At 73.9% G+C, this 14,555-nt stretch carries 14 protein-coding genes; 7 read left to right on the forward strand and 7 right to left on the reverse strand.

What is annotated here, in order from left to right; genetic code table 11:
- Together ACWDR7_RS12460 and ACWDR7_RS12465 are read left to right on the forward strand one after the other, a co-directional pair.
- On the forward strand, positions 1-546 hold a 546-nt coding region (locus tag ACWDR7_RS12460), incomplete at its 5' end, for an ABC transporter ATP-binding protein (RefSeq protein WP_449855216.1).
- A complete protein-coding gene (locus ACWDR7_RS12465; RefSeq protein ID WP_449855217.1) occupies positions 543-1,331 on the forward strand; it encodes an energy-coupling factor transporter transmembrane component T family protein in 789 nt (262 codons plus the stop codon). The genes ACWDR7_RS12460 and ACWDR7_RS12465, both read left to right, overlap by 4 nt.
- 32 nt (positions 1,332-1,363) lie before the next feature.
- Here ACWDR7_RS12465 and ACWDR7_RS12470 read toward each other — a convergent pair whose 3' ends face one another.
- The 3 genes from ACWDR7_RS12470 to ACWDR7_RS12480 form a co-directional block, all read right to left on the reverse strand.
- A complete protein-coding gene (locus ACWDR7_RS12470) occupies positions 1,364-2,011 on the reverse strand; it encodes an IMPACT family protein (protein ID WP_449855218.1) in 648 nt (215 codons plus the stop codon).
- A 37-nt stretch (positions 2,012-2,048) separates the two neighbouring features.
- Positions 2,049-2,768, reverse strand: coding sequence for a phosphotransferase (locus ACWDR7_RS12475; RefSeq protein WP_449855219.1), 720 nt, complete (start codon positions 2,766-2,768; stop codon positions 2,049-2,051).
- A 121-nt stretch (positions 2,769-2,889) separates the two neighbouring features.
- On the reverse strand, positions 2,890-4,179 hold the full coding sequence (locus tag ACWDR7_RS12480; RefSeq protein ID WP_449855220.1) for an Nramp family divalent metal transporter: 1,290 nt from the start codon (positions 4,177-4,179) through the stop codon (positions 2,890-2,892).
- A gap of 147 nt (positions 4,180-4,326) precedes the next feature.
- Between ACWDR7_RS12480 and rlmN the strand changes: the two genes are divergently transcribed.
- Both rlmN and ACWDR7_RS12490 read left to right on the forward strand, forming a co-directional pair.
- Positions 4,327-5,574 (forward strand): 23S rRNA (adenine(2503)-C(2))-methyltransferase RlmN, encoded by a 1,248-nt coding sequence (rlmN, locus tag ACWDR7_RS12485; protein WP_449855221.1) that lies wholly within the window; start codon positions 4,327-4,329, stop codon positions 5,572-5,574.
- Positions 5,575-5,656: 82 nt separating this feature from the next.
- A complete protein-coding gene (locus ACWDR7_RS12490) occupies positions 5,657-6,427 on the forward strand; it encodes an enoyl-CoA hydratase/isomerase family protein (protein ID WP_449855222.1) in 771 nt (256 codons plus the stop codon).
- Positions 6,428-6,433: 6 nt separating this feature from the next.
- Here the strand turns inward: ACWDR7_RS12490 and ACWDR7_RS12495 are convergent, their stop codons facing one another.
- Positions 6,434-7,342: a cytochrome b/b6 domain-containing protein gene (locus ACWDR7_RS12495; protein ID WP_449855223.1), complete on the reverse strand. Its 909-nt coding sequence runs from the start codon at positions 7,340-7,342 to the stop codon at positions 6,434-6,436.
- Between the two features lie 129 nt (positions 7,343-7,471).
- Between ACWDR7_RS12495 and ACWDR7_RS12500 the strand changes: the two genes are divergently transcribed.
- Both ACWDR7_RS12500 and ACWDR7_RS12505 read left to right on the forward strand, forming a co-directional pair.
- The gene (locus ACWDR7_RS12500; RefSeq protein WP_449855224.1) at positions 7,472-7,738 is read left to right on the forward strand and encodes a type II toxin-antitoxin system VapB family antitoxin; all 267 of its coding nucleotides are present in this window, start codon (positions 7,472-7,474) and stop codon (positions 7,736-7,738) included.
- Positions 7,735-8,130 carry a type II toxin-antitoxin system VapC family toxin gene (locus ACWDR7_RS12505; protein WP_449855225.1) on the forward strand — a complete coding sequence of 132 codons (396 nt, stop codon included), beginning with the start codon at positions 7,735-7,737 and terminating at the stop codon, positions 8,128-8,130. The genes ACWDR7_RS12500 and ACWDR7_RS12505 overlap by 4 nt, the downstream gene beginning before the upstream one ends.
- Here ACWDR7_RS12505 and ACWDR7_RS12510 read toward each other — a convergent pair.
- The 3 genes from ACWDR7_RS12510 to ACWDR7_RS12520 all read right to left on the reverse strand — a co-directional run bounded on the left by ACWDR7_RS12510 (position 8,127) and on the right by ACWDR7_RS12520 (position 10,425).
- The gene (locus tag ACWDR7_RS12510) at positions 8,127-9,080 is read right to left on the reverse strand and encodes an L-lactate dehydrogenase (RefSeq protein ID WP_449855226.1); all 954 of its coding nucleotides are present in this window, start codon (positions 9,078-9,080) and stop codon (positions 8,127-8,129) included. The genes ACWDR7_RS12505 and ACWDR7_RS12510 overlap by 4 nt on opposite strands.
- A 72-nt stretch (positions 9,081-9,152) precedes the next feature.
- Positions 9,153-9,932 (reverse strand): coenzyme F420-0:L-glutamate ligase, encoded by a 780-nt coding sequence (gene cofE, locus ACWDR7_RS12515; RefSeq protein WP_449855227.1) that lies wholly within the window; start codon positions 9,930-9,932, stop codon positions 9,153-9,155.
- Complete coding sequence (locus ACWDR7_RS12520; protein WP_449855228.1) at positions 9,925-10,425, reverse strand: N-acetyltransferase family protein; 501 nt, start codon at positions 10,423-10,425, stop codon at positions 9,925-9,927. The genes cofE and ACWDR7_RS12520 overlap by 8 nt, the downstream gene beginning before the upstream one ends.
- A 63-nt stretch (positions 10,426-10,488) precedes the next feature.
- Here ACWDR7_RS12520 and ACWDR7_RS12525 point away from each other — a divergent pair, with 63 nt between their 5' ends.
- Entirely contained in the window at positions 10,489-14,241 is a 3,753-nt protein-coding gene (locus ACWDR7_RS12525) for a proline dehydrogenase family protein (protein ID WP_449855229.1), read from the forward strand.
- Positions 14,242-14,555 lie beyond the last annotated feature (314 nt).

The following is a 14,555-nucleotide window of genomic DNA, read 5'->3' on the forward strand; positions in this document are numbered from 1 at the left end:
GCCGCGGATGTAGCCCGCCCAGCTCACGGCCGCCACGAGCGCGAAGGCCACGCCGCCGGGGTGGCCCGCGACGCCGGGCCGGCGCCCATCCGCTGGACGTCGCGCCAGCTGCTCACCCGCATCGGCACGGTGCTGCAGTCGCCGGAGCACCAGCTGCTCGCCACGACGGTGCGCCGGGAGCTGGAGGTCGGGCCGCGGGCGCTCGGCCTGCCCGAGGCCGAGATCGCCGCGCGCGTGGGCGAGCTGCTCGAGCGCCTGCGGTTGTCGGCGCTCGCCGAGGCCAACCCCCACACGCTCTCCGGGGGCGAGAAGCGGCGTCTCACGGTCGCGGCGATGCTCGCGACCCGCCCGCGCGTGATGGTGCTCGACGAGCCGACGTTCGGGCAGGACGCGCGCACGTGGGCCGAGCTGGTCGCGATCATCGCCGCGCTGCGCGACGGCGCCGGCGACGATCCGGGCGCGGGCATCGTCGCGGTCACGCACGACGCCGACGTGCTCCAGGCCCTCCACGCGCGCTGCCTCGCGCTCACGGGAGCGCGCCGATGATGATGCCGGCGCCGCCGCGGGCCAGGGGCCCGATCGCGGGGGCGAATCCCGCCGCCAAGCTCGCCGCCGCGCTCGTCATCGCGTTCCCGCTCGTCTTCACGATCGACTGGGTCTCGGCCGCCGTGGCGCTCGCGCTCGAGATCCCGCTGCTTCTTGCGGCCGGTCTGACGAGCCGGCAGTTCTGGATGCGCACGCTGCCGGTGTGGATCGCCGCGCCGCTCGCCGGGGTCACGATCGCGCTGTACGGCCAGGCCGACGGCGCCGTGCACGTGGAGTGGCTGTTCGTGCGGATCACCGACGGCTCGCTCGCGCTCGCCGTCGCCACCGTCTTCCGCGTGCTCGCGATCGCGCTGCCCGGCATCGCGCTGTTCGCGACCGTGGATCCCACCGACCTCGCCGACGCGCTCTCGCAGCGGGTGCGGCTGCCGGCCCGCTTCGTGCTCGGCGCCCTGGGCGGCATGCGCCTCATCGGGCTGCTCGTCGACGACTGGCGCGAGCTCGAGGTGGCGCGCCGCGCGCGCGGCGTGGCCGACACCGGCCGGGTGCGGCGCGTGCTCGGGATGGCGTTCGCGCTCGTCGTGCTGGCGATCCGGCGCGGGTCGACGCTCGCGACCTCGATGGAGGCGCGGGGCTTCGGCGCACCCGTCGAGCGGACCTGGGCGCGCACGTCGCCGTGGGGTGCGCGCGAGTGGGCGCTGATCGCGGCGGGCGCCCTCATCTCGGGCATCGCGGTCGCGGCGGCCGTCGTCACCGGCTCCTGGAACTTCATCCTCGGCCCGTCCTGAGCGGTGGCGGGTTCGGCGCAGGAGGCGGCAGGTCAGTCCGGCACGTCGACGACGCGCTCCTCGCCCACCGCGGGGGCGAGAGCCCCGAGGGTCCAGGCCGCCAGGTCGGCGCGCAGGGCGTCGAGCGCGGCGGCGGGGACCCACGCCGTCAGCTGCGCGACGGCGCCGTACTCCGGCGGATCGAGGACCGCGTCGTGCGCGTGCGCCCAGGCGCGCAGGAGGTTGTCGAGCCGGCCGGCGTCGGCGTGCGGCGCGTCGATCCGCACGCGGGTGAGGGAGCGGCGATGCACGATGCGCGCCGCGTCGAGCGCGTCCGAGACCGCCTGGCCGTACGCGCGCACGAGGCCGCCGGCGCCCAGCTTGACGCCGCCGAAGTAGCGCGTCACGACGGCCACGACATCCGTCATCCGTCGCCGCCGCAGCACCTCGAGCATCGGCACCCCGGCCGTGCCCGACGGCTCGCGGTCGTCGGAGGAGCGCGCGTGCTCGCCGCGCACGCCCGTGATCATCGCGACGCAGTTGTGCCGCGCGTCCCAGAACTCCCGGCGGATCCCCGCGATGAACGCGTCCGCCTCGGCGACCGACGCCACCGGCGCGAGGTGGCAGAGGAACCGCGACCTCTTGATCTCGAGCTCGCGATCCACCCGCTCGGCGATCGTCGCGGGGTGCTCCTCGGCCATCCGTCGAGGCTAACGCGCGGCCGGGCCGGGCGCCCGATCAGGTCGCGTGCCAGAGCCGGTCGTAGTAGTCCAACCGGGCCGGGTCGGGGTCCACGCCGTACGCCTCGAGCAGCGCGCCATCCCAGCCGGGCCCGAAGTTGTACCCCGCGCTCCACACGGCCGGCGCGAGATCCGCCCAGCGGTCGGCCACGCCGAGGCTGCCGAGGTCGACGTGCGCCGCCCATCCGCGCTCGTCGACGAGCGTGTTCGGGCAGCACGCGTCGCCGTGGCAGGCGACGAGCCGGTCGATCGGGGGCGGATCGCGCAGCTCGGGCGGCACGATCGTGCCGCGCTCGGCGGCCGCGGCGATCCGTGCCGGCACGCTCCAGTCCCACGGGCACTCGGCCACGGGGAAGGCGTCGTGCATCGCCCGCAGCCCCGCGCCGACGGCCCGCACCGCCTCGGCCGGATTCGCGAAGCCCCACTCCGACACCGCCGACCACGCCGGGATCGCCTCGGTCACGAGCCACTGCTCGTCGCCGGTCGCCCCGTGCGCGAGCACGCGCGGCCCGCGCACGAACCGCCCGGCCCACCCCAGCCGCTCCGCCTCGCGCGGCAGATCCAGCCCCGGGCGCCTGGGCGCCCACTTCACGTACCGGTCGCCGGCGCGGAACGTGAGCCCGCCGAGCACGTTCCGCCACACCGGCTCGAGCGGCTCGGGCCCGGCCAGTGCCCGCACGCGCTCGGGCACGTCGATGCCGGGCAGCGGAACGCTCATCCCCCGATGATGCCACCGCGTCCACACCGCCGAGCCCGCGCCCGATCCGCGAACCCGCCCCGGATCGGGCGCGGGTTCGGCGAACGAGGGCGGGTTCGGCGGAGGAGGAGAGGGGGAGGGGTCAGCCGCCGAAGAGCGGGGTGAGCGCGGTGATCAGCTGGTAGACGCCCAGGGCGACGAACACCACCGTCGTGACGACGAGCGCGGTGTTCGTGTGCCAGCGGTTGCGGAACTCGCGCGGCACGCGATCCGTGTTCAGGATCGGCAGCAGCGTGATCGCGAGGAACGGCATGAACAGCGCGCCGAGGGCCCCGTACAGCAGCACGAGGAAGATCGGCTGCTCGAGGAACAGCAGCAGCATCGCGGGGAAGGTCAGCCAGATCAGGTACACGCGGAACCACTTGCCGTTCAGGCGCGAGTCGGGGTGGGCCGAGCCCTTGCCCGTGACGTTGCCCATGAAGTCGGCGAACATCAGCGAGACGCCGTTCCACACGCCCAGCACCGACGAGAAGCCCGCGGCCCAGAAGCCGATGAGGAACCAGACGCCGATGAAGTCGCCGTAGCGCTCGCGCAGCACGGTGTCGAGGTCGAGCAGGCCCGCGTCGCCCGACGACAGCGCGACGCCCGCCGCCTGCACCACCTCGACGCCCACGATGAGCATCGAGATGACGAAGATGCCGGTCACGATGTAGGCGACGGTGTTGTCGATGCGCATGACGCGCATGAACTGGGGCTTGTCCCAGCCCTTCTCGCGCAGCCAGTAGCCGTAGGCGGCGAGCGTGATGGTGCCGCCGACGCCGCCCGCGAGGCCGAGCGTGTAGAAGATCGAGTTGTCGCCCTCGGGCAGCAGCGGCACGAGGCCCGTGAGCACCTGGAGCACGTTGGGCGCGGCGATGACCGCGAGGATGACGATCGTCACGAACATGATGCCGACGAGCGTGGCGGTGATCTTCTCGAAGACCTTGTACTTGTTGAACCAGACGAGCACGAAGCCCAGCAGGCCCGTGAGGATCGCCCACGGCCACAGCTCGGTGAAGACCGTGCCCTGCAGCGCCGGCACGTCGCGCACCAGCGCCGCGATCGGCAGCGCCGTGGAGCTCATGGCGCTCGCCGCGTAGACGACGCCCCAGACGACGATGTACGGCGCGAAATACCAGACCGGCCAGCGGCCGAGCGAGCGCCAGCCCTCGAAGATCGTCCGGCCGGTCGCCACGGTGTAGCGGCCGGCGCCCTCCACGAGCACGATCTTCAGGATGACGCCGAGGACCACGGCCCACAGCAGCGCGTACCCGTAGTTCGATCCCGCCACGAGGGTGGCCACCATGTCGGCGGAGCCCACGCCCGTCGCGGCCACCACCAAGCCGGGGCCGATGACCTTCCACTTGGGGGTCTGATCCTGCGGTACGGACATGGTCCTCCTCGTTGGGGACGGTGGGGCCGCATCGCTGCGGCGGCGGATGACGGGGCTCCGGGTCGCGGAGCCGTGCCGATTCTAGTCGGGCGTGCGCGCGCGGTCCGCACGGGCGTTCTCGCAGGGCGCGCCCGATAGCCTGGGGGCATGGCCGAGATCCCCACCCCGACGCGCGCCGACGAGCCGCGCGGCACCGCCGGCGCCGTGCGCCAGGTGCGGCCGCGCACCGAGGGGTGGCAGCAGGCCAAGGACGAGACCGGCCGCCCGCTGCTGCAGTTCGCCAGCCCCAAGCGCGGCAAGCCGCCCGTGCACCTCGCCGACCTCACGCCGGAGCAGCGCGTGGAGAAGGCGAAGGAGCTGGGCCTGCCCGGCTTCCGCGCCAAGCAGCTCGAGACGCACTACTTCCAGCATTGGACGAGCGACGCGTCCGCGATGACGGATCTGCCGAAGGACGGCCGCGAGGAGCTCGTCGCCGGCCTGCTGCCCACGCTGCTCACCGAGGTGCGCCGCCTGCAGACCGACGACGGGAACACGATCAAGTTCCTGTGGAAGCTGCACGACGGCGCGCTCGTCGAGTCGGTGCTCATGCGCTACCCGGGCCGCATCACGCTGTGCGTGAGCTCGCAGGCCGGCTGCGGCATGAACTGCCCGTTCTGTGCGACCGGGCAGGCGGGCCTGACCCGCAACATGTCGGCCGCCGAGATCGTGGAGCAGGTCGTGCGCGCGAACGCGCTGATCCGCGAGGGTCACCTGGGCACTGCCGAGCACCCGGACGAGCGGGTCACGAACATCGTCTTCATGGGCATGGGAGAGCCGCTGGCCAACTACGCCCGCGTCATGCACACCCTGCGAGTGATGACCGACAAGGACCACGGGCTCGGCATGAGCGCCCGCGGCATCACCGTGTCGACGGTGGGCCTCGCCCCCGCGATCCGCAAGCTCACGGACGAGGGGCTCCCCGTCACCTTCGCGCTCTCGCTGCACGCGCCCGACGACGAGCTGCGCGACGAGATGATCCCCGTGAACTCGCGCTGGAAGGTCGACGAGGTGCTCGACGCCGCGCGCGCCTACTTCGACAGGACGGGGCGCCGCGTCTCGATCGAGTACGCGCTCATCCGCGACATGAACGACCACCCGTGGCGCGCCGTGATGCTCGCCGAGAAGCTCAACGCCCGCGGCCGCGGCTGGGTGCACGTGAACCCGATCCCGCTGAACCCGACGCCCGGCTCGGTGTGGGACGCGTCGACCAAGGCGGCGCAGAACGAGTTCGTGCGCATCCTCAACGACGCCGGCATCCCCACGACGATCCGCGACACCCGCGGCATGGAGATCGACGGCGCGTGCGGCCAGCTCGTCGCGACGGAAGAGGACGAGGCCGCCGCCGCGACCGCCTGATCCGGCATGCGGCCGGGGCGTGATCGCCTAGGCTCGGAATCGCCCGGCGACGCGGCCGGGCGATGACGCCGAGGGAGAGCTCATGTCGGACGCACCCGTGCTGCTGGAGGTCGAGGGCGGCTTCGCTCGCATCACGCTGAATCGCCCGGATCGCCTCAACGCGTTCGACGCCGAGATGGCGCGCGCGTGGGAGCGGGTCACCGCAGAGGCGGTCGGCCGCGACGACGTGCGGGCGATCATCCTGCAGGGCGCCGGGCGTGCGTTCTGCGCCGGCGGCGACGTGCGCGCGATGGCGGCCGAGCTGAGCTCGGGCGCGCAGGTGGGCGAGCTGGCCCGCGTGATCAACCGCGGCATCCTGGCCCTCACCGAGTCGGCGATCCCCGTGGTCGCCGCCGCGCACGGCACGACCGTGGGCGGCGGGCTCGGCATCCTGCTCAGCAGCGACTGGGCGGTCGTGGGCGAGGACTCGCGCATCGGCTGCGGCTACGCGGGGGTGGGCCTCACGCCCGACCTGTCGGTGTCGGCGCACCTGGCCGCCGCGGTCGGCGAGCGCCGCGCGCTGCAGCTGGCGCTCGGCGACCGGCTGCTGCCGGCGGCCGAGGCGCGCGAGTGGGGCCTCGTGGCCGAGGTCGTCGCGCCCGAGAGCGTCGCCGCGCGGGCCGAGGAGGTCGCGCGCGCGTGGGCCGCCGGTGCCTCGCGGGCGCTGGGCGAGGCGAAGCGGCTGCTGCGCTCGCGCCCCGGCCGGTCGTTCGCGGCGCAGCTCGACGAGGAGGCCCGCACCATCGGCGAGGCCTTCGAGCGCGCCGAGGCCCGCGAGCGGATCGCCGCCTTCGCGGCCCGCTCGCGCGGCTGACTCGGGTCAGCGCTCGAGCAGGCGCACGTCGCCGAAGCGCGCCGCGACCTTCGCGATCCAGTCGTCGCGGCGCATCGCGTACCAGCCGAACGCCATGAGCACGACGGTGGCGGCGAAGACCCCGAACCCCACCCAGTTGACGGCGTCCTGGCCGCCGTACATGTGGTTGAGATTGCGCAGCGCGCCGGTGGCGAGCACGAGCCCGACGTGCACGAGCGTGAAGGCGACGAAGAAGAGCATCGTCGGCCAGTGCAGCGCCTTCGCGACGCGCGCGGAGAGCAGGCCGTCGAGCCGCGCGGGCCAGAACGCGCTGAGTCGCCAGCCGGTCACCGCCGCGACCGGCGCGGCGAGGAAGACGATCGCGAAGTACGCCAGCTGCTGCAGCGCGTTGTAGTGCACCCAGCCGTTGTGCGTGGGCCAGTCCAGCGACACGTACTGCAGCAGCGCCGAGACCGCGTTCGGCAGCACATCCCAGCTCGTCGGCACGATGCGCACCCAGTGGCCGCTCGCGAACAGCAGCACGACGAACACGACGCCGTTCGCGAGCCACAGCAGGTCGACGGCGAGGTGGCCCCACAGCGCGAGCGACAGGCGGCGGCGCTTCACGCGCCGCGAGGTCCACAGCCCGCCCGAGCGGCTCTCGAAGCGGAACCGCAGCCCGGAGCGGACGATCAGCACGAGGAAGAACGCGTTCAGGAAGTGCGTCCACGACACGAAGGCCGGGATGCCCTCGGCCGTGTCGGCGGGCAGCGGCGCATCGCCGGGGAACGCCTCGAGGAACGAGCGGATCGGCTCCGTCGGCAGCAGCGCGCGCACCGCGAACACGGCGCACCAGGCGAGGACGACGAGCGCGGCCGCCGCGAACACACCCGACAGCGCCTGGATCCAGGTGGGGCGCGGGCGGGGCGTGGTCACCCCGCCATTCTCCCGGATGTCGCCCGGGAACCCGTCGCACACCGGGGGAGCGCGGCTCGAAGGGGGAAATCGGCTGAGCTCGAGGGTAGACGGGTAGACGGGTAGAAGGCGCGGGGTAGAATGGCACCCGTGAGCCTGAACATCAAGAACGACGCGGTCGTCGCATTGGCCCGCGAGCTCGCCGCGCGGCTGGGCTCGACGCAGGTGAGTGCCCTGGAGGTGGCGCTTCGCGAGAAGCTCGAGCGCCTGGAGGCCGGCGAGCCGATGCCCGACGAGCAGGATCGCCGCCGCGAGATCGACACGCTGCTGTCGCGCGTGTGGCAGGAGACGGAAGCGTGGCCGTCGTCGGGCGCGCTCGGCGCGGAGCTGTACGACGAGAACGGCCTGCCCGCATGATCCTCGACACCTCGGCGGTCCTCGCCGTGCTGCTGCGCGAGGAGGGGTGGTCGGAGGTGGATCGGGCCGCCTTCTCCGCGGAACGGCTGTCGATATCGGCCGCGACCTCGGTGGAGCTGGCCGCAGTGCTGGCCGGGCGCCGCAATCCGGTCGTCGAGCGTCTCGCCGACGACCTGCTGCGGCTCTGGCGCGTGGAGATCGTGCCGTTCGACGCCGAGCAGGCTCGCATCGCCCAGCAGGCCTACCGCGACTTCGGTCGGGGCTGCGGGCACCCGGCCCGGCTGAACCTGGGCGATTGCTTCAGCTACGCGCTCGCGCGCGCCCGGGGCGAAGAGCTGCTGTTCGTCGGGGAGGACTTCGGCCACACCGACATCCGACCGGCGCTGTCTTAGCCCGCGACGCTCTGCGCCGTGAGCGAGATGGCGGCGGCCGACGTGCGCAGCAGCTCGAGCTCGGCGTCGTCGAAGCGCGTCTCGCGGATCGGGAACGCGCCGGCCGCGTTCACGATCGACGGCACCGACAGCGCGACGCCGTCGATGCCGTGGAAGCCGCTGAGCACCGTCGACACGGGCAGCACGGCCCCCTCGTCATCCAGGATCGCCTCCACGATGCGCGTCACCGACAGGCCGATGCCGTAGTTCGTCGCGCCCTTGCCCTGGATCACCCGGTAGGCGGCGTCGCGCACCTCGATCGCGATGGCGTCGAGCTCCTCGCGGCGGAAGCCGTCGAAGCCCGGCGCGCGCCAGTCGAGCAGCGGCACGGGGCCGATCGTGGCGCTCGTCCACAGCGGGAACTCGGTGTCGCCGTGCTCGCCCACGATGTGCGCGTGCACCGACCGCGTGGCCACGCCGGCGGCCTCGGCCAGCTGCACGCGCAGCCGCGAGGTGTCGAGCACGGTGCCGGATGCCATCACCCGCTCCGGCGGCAGGCCGGTCGCCTGCTGCGCGATCACCGCGAGCACGTCGCACGGATTCGTCACGATGACGAAGATCGCGTCGGGCGAGGCCTCGAGCAGCCGCGGCATCATCGTGGCGATGATCCGCGCGTTCGTCGCGGCGAGGTCCATGCGCGTCTGGCCGGGCGCCTGCTTCGCGCCGGCCGTGATGACGACGACGTGCGACCCCGCCGTCACGGCGATGTCGGAGCCGCCCGTGATGCGGCTCGATCCGGTGAAGTTCGTGCCGTGGGCGAGATCGAGCACCTCGGCCTCGACCTTCTGCGCGGCGATGTCGTACAGCACCACGTGGCGGGCCGCCTTGCGGATGAGCATGGCGTACGCGCTGCTCGCCCCCACGGCTCCGGCCCCGACGACGGTGACCTTGGCGTTCTCGATGGCACCCATGCGGCCAGTCTGTCAGCGGGGCGCCGGCGCGGGAAGGCCCGATCCGGCGCCGGGGAGGGGCTCAGGGAGCGGTCAGCCGCGCGCGGCGACGCCGGCCGCGTAGCCGGCGGCGTAGGACTCCTCCGCGCCGGTGTGGAACATGTCGCGCTCGGCGGGGCGGACGATCGAGCGCGCGCCCGGCAGGTCGAGCGGGCCCACGAGGTCGGCGCGGCCGCGCACCACCGCCACGGGGCGCCCCGCCGTCTTGCGCTTGACGAGGTCGGCGGCGGCGGCCAGCTCGTCCGCGACGCACGGCAGCGTGACGGCGAGCTCGCGCCCCTGCGCGTCGACCTGGCCGCGCAGGTCCTCGAACACGCGCACGCCGGCGGCGCCGATCGCGTGGTCGGTCTGGCCGTCCCGCCATGCGCGCCCGAGGGTGTCCGAGACGATCACGCCCACCTCGGCGCCGAGCCCCAGCCGCAGGCCGGTCGCGAGCGCACGGGCGGACGCATCCGGATCCTCGGGGAGCAGCAGGACCGTCCCTTCGGGGGTGTTCGACGCGTCGACGCCTGCGGCGGCGGCGATGATGCCGAGGCGGCTCTCGACGATGCGCGTGCGCGAGCCGTTCGGCCAGGTGCGCTCGGCGACGACCCGCACGGTCTCGGCGGTGATGGCGTCCTCGCGGTCGTCCGCCCGCACGAAGCGGCCCTCGGCCTTGGAGACGATCTTGCTCGTGACGACCAGGATGTCGCCGTCGCGCAGGGTGTCGCCCGCGGCGGCGGCGATGACGGCGACGAGGTCGTCGCCCGCGCGGACCTCGCCGATCCCCTCGAGCGCCCAGACCTGCAGCGATCCGGGGACCGACTCAGGCACGGGAGAAGCGCACCTCGGTGAGCGTCTCGCCCAGGAAGGGCTCCTGGCGCTCGACGCCGTCGAGCCGGAAGCCGCGCTTTTCGTAGAAGCCGGTGCCGCCCGGGTAGTTCTTCGCGATCCAGCCGTACAGCGGCTCGCCGTCGTCGACCACGGCGTCGAAGAGGGCGCGGCCGATGCCCTTGCGGTGCCACGAGTCGAGCAGGTACACGAAGTAGAGCTCGCGGGGCGCCGGCGCGTCGTCGTCGCGGGCGGGGCCGGAGGCGGCGAAGCCCACGATCTCGCCGTCGACGAGGGCCGCGGCGTGGCGGTGCTCGGGGCCGCGCTGCGCGTAGTGGGTCCACAGGTCGGCCAGGCGCTTGGGCGAGACGGCCTCGAGCGTGGCCTTCGACACCATGCCGTCGTAGGTCTCGTGCCACACCTGGGCGTGGACACGGCCCATCGCCTCGGCGTCGACGTCTCGGATGGGGCGGATCAGCACGTCGGTGGCTTCCATGGCCAGACACTAACCCCCTGCGGGGAACGGAGCGAAATCGGTCTCGTCTCGTAGGCTGGGCCCATGCCTGCCGCGCCGCACAGCGACCTGATCGACGAGGCCGTCGCCCTCGCCCGGCGCTGGGTGCTGCAGGCCGCCGAGGTCGAGCAGGACCCGGCCGCGGAGCGCCTCGCGGGAGTGCTGCGCGATCCGAACGGGCTCGACTTCACGGTCGGCTTCGTCGACGGGGTGATGCGGCCGGAGAGCCTCACCGCCGCGGCCCGCAACCTCGCGAGGATCGCGCCGCTGGCCCCCGGCTTCCTGCCGCTGCCGCTGCGGGCGGCCGTGCGCGCGGGCGGTGCCGTCGGGCCGATCGCGCCGGCCGCCGTCATCCCCCTCGCCCGCCGCGTGCTGCGCGCGATGGTCGGGCATCTCATCGTCGACGCGCGCCCGGAGAAGCTGGGGCCGGCGATCGAGCGGCTCCGCCAGGGCGGCGCACGGCTGAACCTCAACCTGCTCGGCGAGGCCGTGCTGGGCGAGCAGGAGGCGCAGCACCGCCTGGCGGGCATCCACGCGCTCGTGGAGCGCGACGACGTGGACTACGTCTCGGTGAAGGTGTCGGCGATCGCCTCGCACCTGTCGATGTGGGCGTTCGACGAGATCGTCGAGCGCGTCGTCGAGCGGCTCACGCCGCTGTACCTCACCGCGGCGGGCAACGGCACGTTCCTGAACCTCGACATGGAGGAGTACCGCGACCTCGACCTCACGATCGCGGTGTTCACGCGGCTGCTCGAGAAGCCCGAGCTGCGCCGGCTGCGCGCCGGCATCGTGCTGCAGGCGTATCTGCCCGACGCCCTGCCGGCGCTCGACGAGCTCACCGCCTGGGCGACCGCGCGCGTCGACGCCGGCGGCGCCCCCATCAAGGTGCGCCTCGTGAAGGGCGCGAACCTCGCGATGGAGCGGGTCGACGCGGCGATGCACGACTGGCCGCTCGCCCCCTACTCCTCGAAGCTCGACACCGACGCCAACTACGTGCGCTGCCTCGACGCCGCGCTCACCCCCGAGCGGACGCGGGCGGTGCAGCTGGGCGTCGCCGGGCACAACCTCTTCGACATCGCGTACGCGTGGCACCTCGCGAACCGCCGCGGCGTGGCGGGCGCCGTCGAGTTCGAGATGCTGCTCGGCATGGCGCAGGGCCAGGTGAAGGCGGTGTCGAACACGGTCGGCCCCGTGCTGCTCTACGTGCCGGTGGTCGCCCCGGCCGAGTTCGACGTGGCGATCAGCTACCTCGTGCGGCGCCTCGAGGAGAACGCCTCGAGCGAGAACTTCCTCTCGGCGGCGTTCGGGATGGCCGAGGACGGATCGCTCTTCGCGCGCGAGCGGGATCGGTTCGTGGCGTCCGTGCGCCGATCGGTCGATCCCTCGCTGCCGACGGGCCCGAACCGCCGCGCCCGCCGCCGCGCGACCGAGGCCTCGGACGCCGCGCCCGCGGCCGAGGAGCAGCTGACGCAGGCGGTGCTCGACATCGCACGCGGGCACGACGAGCCCGACCGCCGGTTCGAGCAGGACACATGGGTGGAGACGGCCGTGTTCCAGGCGGTGGAGTCGGCCGACGCCACGGGGGCACCCGGCTTCCGCAACACCCCCGACACGGATCCGGCGCTGCCGGAGAACCGCGAGTGGGCGCGGGAGGTGCTCGCCCGGGTGCCGGCCTCGACGGCCGGCACGGCGACCGTCGAGGCCGCGCGCGTGACCGACCGCGACGCGCTGGAGCGGATCGTGCAGCGCGTACGAGCGGCGGGCGAGGCATGGGGCGCCACCCCCGCCGCCGAGCGCGCCGAGGCGCTGCGCCGGGCCGCCCAGGCGCTCGACGCGCGCCGGGGCGCCCTCATCGAGGTGGCAGCCTCCGAGACGGGCAAGGTGTTCGCCGAGGCCGACGTCGAGGTGAGCGAGGCCGTCGACTTCGCGAACTACTACGCGGCGAACGCGTCCGAGCTCGACGCGGTGCCGGGCGCCCGGTTCGAGCCGTCGCGCGTGACCGTGGTGGCGCCGCCGTGGAACTTCCCCCTCGCGATCCCGGCCGGCAGTGTGCTCGCGGCGCTCGCCGCGGGATCCGGCGTCGTCTTCAAGCCGGCCCCGCAGGCGCGGCGGTGCGCGGCCGTCGTGGCGGAGGCCCTGTGGGACGCCGGCATCCCGCGCGAGCTGCTCGCGCTCGTCGACCTCGACGAGGACGAGCTGGGGCGCGAGCTCGTCTCGCACGCGGACGTGGACCGCGTGATCCTCACGGGATCGTGGGAGACGGCGCAGCTGTTCCGCAGCTGGCGGCCGGACCTGCCGCTGCTGGCGGAGACGAGCGGCAAGAACGCGATGATCGTCGCCCCGTCGGCCGACCTCGACCTGGCGGCCGCCGATCTCGTGCGCAGCGCCTTCTCGCACGCGGGGCAGAAGTGCTCGGCGGCGTCGCTCGCGATCCTCGTCGGTCCCGTCGGTCGCTCCAAGCGCTTCGCGAGGCAGCTCGTCGACGCCACGCGCTCGCTGCGCGTGGGGCCGCCGTCCGATCCCCTCAGCGAGGTCGGGCCGCTCATCGAGACGCCGCGGCCCTCGAGCAAGCTGCACTGGGCGCTGACGACGCTCGACGCGGGCGAGCAGTGGCTCGTGAAGCCGCAGGAGGTGCCGGGCGGAGACGGCCGGTACTGGACCCCCGGCATCCGCGTGGGCGTGCGGCCGGGCTCGCGCTTCCACTCCGAGGAGTTCTTCGGCCCCGTGCTGGGCGTCATGCACGCGCCCACGCTCGAGGCGGCCATCCGCCTGCAGAACGCCGTCGACTACGGCCTCACCGCCGGGCTGTACACGCAGGATCCGGAGGACCTGGCGGCGTGGCTGCGCCGGGTCGAGGCGGGCAACCTCTACGTCAACCGCGGCATCACGGGGGCGATCGTGCAGCGCCAGCCGTTCGGCGGCTGGAAGCGCTCGTCCGTCGGCGCCGGCACGAAGGCCGGCGGGCCGCACTACCTGATCGGGCTCGGCGACTGGCGCGCGACGAACGGCGGCGCCGCGGGGCGCAACCTCCACCTTCGGGGGCTCGACACCCGCATCACGGCGCTCATCGAGGCCGCCCAGCCCTCGCTCGGCTACGACGAGTTCGAGTGGCTGCGTCGCGCGGCGCTGTCGGACGCGGTCGCGTGGGATCGCGAGTTCGGCCGGATCAAGGACGTCTCGCGCCTCGGTGTGGAGCGCAACCTGTTCCGCTACCGGCCGGTGCCCGTGGCGGTACGGGCGACGGCCGACGCCGGCCGGCAGGAGGTGCTGCGCGTGCTCATCGCGGGCATCCGCACCGGCGGTGCGTTCACGCTGAGCCTGCCGGTGGGGCTGCCGGCGCCGGTGCGCCGCGCGCTGGGCGACCTGCGCATCCCGGTTCACGTCGAGTCGGACGAGGACTGGATCGCCCGGATGGCACGCCCGGCCGCCGAAGCCGGGTCGGCCGCGGACCTCGGATCGGCGGCGGAACGCAGCGGCGACGCCGCGGAGGCGAAGCGAGCACCGCAACCTTCCGACGCGGACGACGCCGAGGCCCAGCTGGTCGACCTCGTCGATCCGCGCGCGGCGGACGTCGCCCGCCCGCCGCGCGTGCGCCTGATCGGCCCGCGCGCGTCCGTGCGCGCCCTGCATGGCGCGCTCGCCGAGGCGGTGCACGGCGACCCCGACCTCGCGATCTACGCGGGCGAGGTCACCACGGCGGGCCGCCTCGAGCTGCTGCCGTTCCTGCGCGAGCAGGCCATCTCGATCACCGCCCACCGCTTCGGCACCCCGGACCGCACCTTCGCCGACGTCATCTGATCCGCTACACCCGGCCACGGCAACCGACGGGCGCAACCGATCAGTTCAACCGAACGGTGAAACCCCACGGTCGCTGAACCCCAGCAAGTCCAAGACGGTTGTGGTGGTCGCTTCATCTCCGCGGCTGCGCCGCTCCGTTCAGCAACCGATCAGTTCAACCGATTCGCGCGCCCCTCCACACCAACCGGTCACTGTGCGAGCGCGAAGCGCGAGCGTGCGGCCGCCGATGCGGCGCGCAGCGCCGCCTCGCCGGCGCGGGACGCGACGGCGCGAGCACGCGACGATCTCCAGCAACCCCACCTTCCGCGCCGGAC

It is taken from the genome of Microbacterium sp. NPDC003461 (genome assembly GCF_053588335.1).

Excerpts from the sequence above, each read along its gene's own strand:
- ACWDR7_RS12465 (WP_449855217.1), top strand. The coding sequence starts at position 543 with ATGATGATGCCGGCGCCGCCGCGGGCCAGGGGCCCGATCGCGGGGGCG.
- ACWDR7_RS12470 (WP_449855218.1), bottom strand. The coding sequence starts at position 2,011 with ATGGCCGAGGAGCACCCCGCGACGATCGCCGAGCGGGTGGATCGCGAG.
- ACWDR7_RS12475 (WP_449855219.1), bottom strand. The coding sequence starts at position 2,768 with ATGAGCGTTCCGCTGCCCGGCATCGACGTGCCCGAGCGCGTGCGGGCA.
- ACWDR7_RS12480 (WP_449855220.1), bottom strand. The coding sequence starts at position 4,179 with ATGTCCGTACCGCAGGATCAGACCCCCAAGTGGAAGGTCATCGGCCCC.
- rlmN (WP_449855221.1), top strand. The coding sequence starts at position 4,327 with ATGGCCGAGATCCCCACCCCGACGCGCGCCGACGAGCCGCGCGGCACC.
- ACWDR7_RS12490 (WP_449855222.1), top strand. The coding sequence starts at position 5,657 with ATGTCGGACGCACCCGTGCTGCTGGAGGTCGAGGGCGGCTTCGCTCGC.
- ACWDR7_RS12505 (WP_449855225.1), top strand. The coding sequence starts at position 7,735 with ATGATCCTCGACACCTCGGCGGTCCTCGCCGTGCTGCTGCGCGAGGAG.
- ACWDR7_RS12510 (WP_449855226.1), bottom strand. The coding sequence starts at position 9,080 with ATGGGTGCCATCGAGAACGCCAAGGTCACCGTCGTCGGGGCCGGAGCC.
- ACWDR7_RS12520 (WP_449855228.1), bottom strand. The coding sequence starts at position 10,425 with ATGGAAGCCACCGACGTGCTGATCCGCCCCATCCGAGACGTCGACGCC.
- ACWDR7_RS12525 (WP_449855229.1), top strand. The coding sequence starts at position 10,489 with ATGCCTGCCGCGCCGCACAGCGACCTGATCGACGAGGCCGTCGCCCTC.